Annotated in this window: 6 tRNA genes; all 6 read right to left on the minus strand. The window is 54.8% G+C overall.

From position 1 onward, the window contains the following. Positions 1 to 61: 61 nt before the first annotated feature. Positions 62 to 138: transfer RNA gene (locus ACXVYO_RS02095), tRNA-Met, on the minus strand. 27 nt (positions 139 to 165) lie between these two features. Next, a tRNA-Ser gene (locus ACXVYO_RS02100) sits at positions 166 to 258 on the minus strand. Between the two features lie 17 nt (positions 259 to 275). Next, positions 276 to 352: transfer RNA gene (locus ACXVYO_RS02105), tRNA-Ile, on the minus strand. Between the two features lie 4 nt (positions 353 to 356). Beyond that, positions 357 to 433: transfer RNA gene (locus ACXVYO_RS02110), tRNA-Met, on the minus strand. 19 nt (positions 434 to 452) lie between these two features. Further along, positions 453 to 525: transfer RNA gene (locus ACXVYO_RS02115), tRNA-Ala, on the minus strand. A gap of 14 nt (positions 526 to 539) precedes the next feature. Further along, positions 540 to 613, minus strand: a tRNA-Pro gene (locus ACXVYO_RS02120). Between the last annotated feature and the right edge of the window lie 66 nt (positions 614 to 679).

Consider the following 679-nt stretch of genomic DNA (forward strand, 5'->3'; position numbering starts at 1 on the left):
TCGAACCGGCGATCTCCTGCGTGACAGGCAGGCATGTTAACCACTACACCACGGGACCATTTGGTTGCGGGGACAGGATTTGAACCTGCGACCTTCGGGTTATGAGCCCGACGAGCTACCGTGCTGCTCCACCCCGCGATGATAAAATATTTAATTTAGAAAAAATGGAGGAGGTAGAGGGATTCGAACCCCCGCGCGACTCTCGCCGCCTGTCGGTTTTCAAGACCGATCCCTTCAGCCGAACTTGGGTATACCTCCGAGATAGAAACGTCTAATGGTGGACCTTGTAGGACTCGAACCTACGACCGGACGGTTATGAGCCGTCTGCTCTAACCAGCTGAGCTAAAGGTCCTTTATGGTAGCGGCGGAGGGGATCGAACCCCCGACCTCACGGGTATGAACCGTACGCTCTAGCCAGCTGAGCTACACCGCCATAAATGATATTAAAAAAGTGGAGCCTAGCGGGATCGAACCGCTGACCTCCTGCGTGCAAGGCAGGCGCTCTCCCAGCTGAGCTAAGGCCCCATGTTTTTGGAAAATCGGGAAGACAGGATTTGAACCTGCGACCCCCTGGTCCCAAACCAGGTGCTCTACCAAGCTGAGCCACTTCCCGTTAATAAAAGCGCGCCCGAGAGGAGTCGAACCCCTAACCTCTTGATCCGTAGTCAAACGCTCTATC

The organism is Bacillus sp. BC08 (assembly GCF_054326875.1).